Source organism: Chryseobacterium sp. JUb7 (assembly GCF_024806495.1).
Classification (GTDB): domain Bacteria; phylum Bacteroidota; class Bacteroidia; order Flavobacteriales; family Weeksellaceae; genus Chryseobacterium.
The window spans coordinates 1-5,139 of sequence record NZ_JANUFF010000026.1; the positions used below are offsets into that span (position 1 = coordinate 1).

5 protein-coding genes are annotated in these 5,139 nt (G+C 34.7%); 2 read left to right on the forward strand and 3 right to left on the reverse strand.

The window, feature by feature from the left end:
• Positions 1 to 196: 196 nt before the first annotated feature.
• Positions 197 to 769, reverse strand: a complete 573-nt coding sequence (locus M2373_RS22420; protein WP_259113714.1) for a Crp/Fnr family transcriptional regulator — start codon at positions 767 to 769, stop codon at positions 197 to 199.
• A 210-nt stretch (positions 770 to 979) separates the two neighbouring features.
• On the opposite strand from M2373_RS22420, the gene M2373_RS22425 reads away from it, so the two are divergent.
• Entirely contained in the window at positions 980 to 1,918 is a 939-nt protein-coding gene (locus tag M2373_RS22425; RefSeq protein ID WP_259113716.1) for an SPFH domain-containing protein, read from the forward strand.
• Between the two features lie 34 nt (positions 1,919 to 1,952).
• Here the strand turns inward: M2373_RS22425 and M2373_RS22430 are convergent, their stop codons facing one another.
• Positions 1,953 to 2,342 (reverse strand): DUF4377 domain-containing protein, encoded by a 390-nt coding sequence (locus tag M2373_RS22430; protein WP_259113718.1) that lies wholly within the window; start codon positions 2,340 to 2,342, stop codon positions 1,953 to 1,955.
• Positions 2,343 to 2,359: 17 nt separating this feature from the next.
• Positions 2,360 to 2,707, reverse strand: a complete 348-nt coding sequence (locus tag M2373_RS22435) for a DUF4377 domain-containing protein (protein ID WP_259113720.1) — start codon at positions 2,705 to 2,707, stop codon at positions 2,360 to 2,362.
• Between the two features lie 149 nt (positions 2,708 to 2,856).
• Between M2373_RS22435 and M2373_RS22440 the strand changes: the two genes are divergently transcribed.
• Positions 2,857 to 4,878 (forward strand): transglutaminase-like domain-containing protein, encoded by a 2,022-nt coding sequence (locus M2373_RS22440; protein ID WP_259113722.1) that lies wholly within the window; start codon positions 2,857 to 2,859, stop codon positions 4,876 to 4,878.
• Positions 4,879 to 5,139: the final 261 nt, after the last annotated feature.

Sequence of the window (5,139 nt, forward strand, 5' to 3'; positions counted from 1 at the left end):
CCCACAAACCCCCCCCCCCCCCCCCCCCCCCCCCCCCCCTCCCCCCCCCCCCCCCCCCCCCCCCCCCCCCCCCCCCCCCCCCCCCCCCCCCCCCCCCCCAAAACAAAAAATAGCGAGTGCGGAAAGCGGGAAATAGCTTCAAATAAAATTAACTACTTCAATGATAAACTTCCATCACCCATCTTCCCACCAATTTTCACTGATGAAGTCTACTCAAAGTTTCTCGTGTCACTCCTAAGTAAGACGCAATCAAATGTTTCGGAATCAAATTATACAATTGCGGATACAACGCAAGAAGCTCCTCATACCTGAATTTCGCATCATTATTCATGAAAGAAAGAAGGCGTTTTTGGGCAGCAACATACCCTTTATTCGTTCGCCATCTGAAAAAATGCTCCATTTCGTGGATTTCACTGCAGATTTTTTCACGGTCTTCATTAGAAAAAGATAAAATACTTGCGTTTGTAATACAATCTACGTTGATTGTTGCTCTGTTTTTACTATAAAGGGCATCAAAATCCGTTACCCACCAATTCGGCATGGCAAATTGAAGGATAAACATTTTCATATTGTCGTTTACGTAAAATGCTTTAAGGCATCCATCAAGAACAAAGTATTCGTGATCGACAAAATCGCCTTCGGAAATTAAACTTTGCCCCTTTTTTAGATTAATCAGATTAAAATGCCCGAAAACATAATCAAACTGTTCGTCTGGAATGGAAACGAATTTTGATACATGAGCTTTTAATATTTGTTTAGCATCAACCATAATTAATAATTATTAATCAAAATTAAGTTTTTTCTTAAAGTATTTTCCGAAGAGTCTAATAAATAACATGATTTTTGAAACAAATAAAAAGTGTTTTGACTTTCAATGTGTTAAATGTGATAATTTTACTTACTTTTGAAAATATAGACTTTTAAAAAGCTTCCTTTAACAAATCTTCAATAATTACGACACATTAAAAAAATAAAAACTATGATATATTTAGGTATTTTGGTCTTTTTCGGACTTATTACATTGTTTGCCTCTTTTTTCACGGTGAAGCAGGAGTCTGCAGCAGTTGTAGAAAGATTAGGTAAATTCTTAAAAGTAAGTCATGCTGGTTTGCATTTGAAGATTCCGTTTTTGGATCAGATTTCTAAGCGTTTGAATCTGAGAATCCAACAGTTGGATGTTATCATTGATACGAAAACTTTAGATAATGTTTTCATTAAAATGAAAGTTTCTGTACAATATCAGGTAATCAGGGAAAATGTAAAAGATGCCTATTACCGTTTGGAAAATCCTGAAAATCAGATTACATCTTATGTTTTTGATGTTGTACGCGCAGAAGTTCCTAAAACAAAATTAGATGATGTTTTCGTAAGAAAAGACGATATTGCAATTGCTGTTAAAAGTGAATTACAGGAGGCAATGCAAAGCTATGGATATGATATTATCAAAGCTTTGGTGACGGATATCGATCCGGATGAGCAGGTAAAACATGCAATGAACAGGATCAATGCTGCGGAAAGAGAAAAAACAGCTGCAGAATACGAGTCTGAAGCGCAAAGAATCAGAATAGTAGCCGTTGCAAAGGCGGAAGCTGAATCCAAAAAATTACAGGGACAGGGTATTGCAGATCAAAGAAGAGAAATTGCAAAAGGTCTGGAAGAATCAGTAAGAATGCTGAATAATGTTGATATCAATTCTCATGAAGCTTCTGCGCTGATTGTCGTTACGCAGCATTACGATACTTTACATTCAGTGGGAGCAAGCAGCAGGAGTAACCTGGTTTTATTACCCAACTCACCTACGGCAGCAAGTGGAATGCTGAATGATTTAGTTGTTGCAATGACGACAGCCAATACCCTAGGAGAGGTTACAAAAGGAAATTATCCGAAACCTCCTAAAGACCATGAACACAACGGTTAGAAATAGAAAACCTCCGAATTTTCGGAGGTTTTTTTTATTTTACTTTCTTCTTTGAAATCTGTTTTACAAGAACATATTCTTCATTAACGCCTTCAATAGGTTCTTTAGCTCTCTGAATTTTCACTTCGATTATGTATTCAAAGCCGGGAACATATTTAAATCCTTTAATAGGCTGATCAAAAGTTTCCCATTCTTTTTGCTTTTTATCCTTTTTTACCATATAGCATACACCTCTTTGGCTTATTCCTATGCAATTTCCCGGTTTAGGACCAATAATCATAGTTTGTTTTAAAACCATTGCGTCGTTATGCTGAGCTGAACTTCCTTTTACTACTTTTATTGTAGGTGGGGGAGAGTTTTGCGCGGAAACAAATATGGTTGATAAGGCAAGCATTCCTGTTAAAATTAACGTTTTATTTTTCATTGTGTTTGATTTATATATTATTTTTTAGTTTTAGAAACCTGTTTTACTAAAGTATATTTAATGGAAGAACCATCTGCAGGTGGATTGTCTATTTTTTCAGTTTTTACTTTTAAAACATATTCATATCCGGGCTCGTAAGTAAACCCGTCGATATTGGTATAGAAATTAGTCCATTCACCAGTCGGTGTTTCTTTTACCTGAAGACATTTCATAGGTGCAACACCTGTACAGTCAGCAGTTTGAGGGCCTACGATAAATGTTTTTTCACTGCCGCCAGCTGCGTTCGTAGTTGTTGTACATTGTGTTAATGCAAAAATTGCAAAAGCCGGAATAATTCCTTTTAAAATTGTTGTAATAGTTTTCATAACTAGGATTTGGAGTGTACCAGCCAATTAATGTGCCAAAGTCTATTTGAGCAGTGTCGTTGTTCTACTCTTGCTTTTTTCATTTTTTATTAATTAATTTGAACCCCTTAATTTTTTTAACCAAAATCATAAAATAGTAAAATATAAATATGGAAAATCAAATTCAGATTGAAAATTACAAAATTCAAAAACCTGAAAGCTGGACAGAAAGTATTTCTGATCAGGAGCTCATCAATAAGATCAGAGAATCGGAATTCTCAAGAAAACAGGTTGATGAAGGTCGGGATTACTGCTATTTTCTTGATAAAAAATATTATACAAGCAATACAGAAAACAATGAGTACGTTTGCTTGGCTTATACTTTAAATGAGCCCGGAAATCTCGAAAGAGCTTCTGTTTCAGATGTTGTTGTAGAGGAAAACGAAGTATATCATATTCATAGGATAAGTGTTCTGAGAGATGGAGTTTTGGTAGATAAAATCGCAGATACCAATATTAAAGTGCTGGATAGCGAAAACCAAAGCAGTGGCGGAATTTTAAGCAGCAATAAAAAAATCAATATTACAATAAGAGATTTAAGACTTTATGATATTCTCATTTTAGAAGATTCCAGAGTGAAAGCTTTTACAGAGCGGGATTTTTTAAGAAAAGAATTTTCAAAGCATGTTTGGGTGAGTCCCGATAATTATTGGGCCTATGGAAGTTTTAAATTTACTTTTATCAATGATCGTGATCAGACTATTGCTTATAAAAAGACATTTTTCAGAGATGAAGAAGGGAATGTTTTGAAGCCGGAAATCAGTTATCTGAAAAAGGGTGAAAAATTTATAATCAAAGAGGAAAATTATATCAACCCGGTAGATGCCAGCCGTGAAATTTTTCCATACATAGATTTTGCTACAGACAGCAGCTGGAAAGATCTTTCAAATTATATAGCCCCCATTTATGAAGAAATTTTCCACAGATCTTCTCTTCAGGAACTGGCACCCAGCTTAGTTGAAAAATTAGATGCTATCGCAGATCCGGAAGAAAAACTTCAGTTCGCTATTGAGTATGTACAGAATAATATTTATTACATCTTCAATGCTAATGAAATGAACGGCCATAAGCCTCAGGAGCCATCAAAAACTTATGAAACCAAACAGGGTGACTGTAAGGCAAAATCGGTTTTATTAAAAGTAATTCTGGATTATCTGGGGATTGATTCTTCTATTGTTCTGGTGAATTTTCACACTGATTTTTATATTAAATATTATCTTCCGTCTTTGTTAAGTTTCAATCATGTTATTGTAAAAATTAACCATAAAGGAGAAGAATATTTTGTAGATGCAACGATCCGTGATGAGTTTGGTTTATTAGAAAACCGTGGATTTATTTATTTCATGCATTATCTTGAAGTAAAACCCAATAGTGAACTTCAGGAGAGAAGATCATATACATATTCATATTACTGTATTGATGAAAAAGTTGAGTTTAATGCTAAGGATACCACAGGGAAATTAAAATTAACAACCTTGTATAAAGGAAATCGCGCCAATGCGATGAGAAGGTTCTTTAAAAATACCAATAAAAGAGAAATTGTAGACAGCTGGAATAATTTTTTGTTTTACAGCTTAAATTATTCAGGAGACAGAAATGGCACAGATGTCCGAAATGTATTTAAAGATGCATCGATTGATATAGTAAGCGATGACAAAAAACTCAATGAGTTTAAAATTCAGTATCATGCCAATGTTGAAAACCCTTATTTTGTAGATCCTCAGAAAAATCGATTTCTGATGTATTTTGATCGAAATGTTATTAAAGCCAGTGCCAGAGATTTTATTCATAAAGATTTACTTTTCTGGCATAATTTCGACAGTGAGAAATATGAAATAAGCCTGCACACAGATCAAAAAATTGATACTGATGAAAAATATACTGTTCAGGAAAGTACTATTTCAAATCCGTATTTTGAATATACAAGCCGTAAAAAAGTAACTAAGAATGGGGCAACAGTTTCCATAGATTATAAACCTTTGGTGAATCTTGAAATTCCTGGACGTGATTTTGAAGCTTTCAGAGAGGCACATCATCAGGTTGCAGACAGCAACTTCGGGTTGGGAATTGATATTATTGAGCCCGGACTGATGAATATGTTGAAATTCAGCTTTAAAAAGAAGTTTAAATGATGGATTGGAGAAGTTAGAAATTAGAGGTTAGAAGTTAATATTAACAATGATGCTAGATTCTCTTTTTTGAAAGGATGGACTTTTGTAAAACAAAAAGATAGGGTAGGTAATATTAAATATAATGTATAGTTTCGGGGGGGGGGGGGGGGGGGCGCCCCCGCAAAAAAAAATATATTTTATAGAATTTTTTTATATTTTGTTGTATTTTTTTTTATAAAAGTTTTTTTTTTCAAAGGATGTGTGGGTGGGGAGATTAGGTGG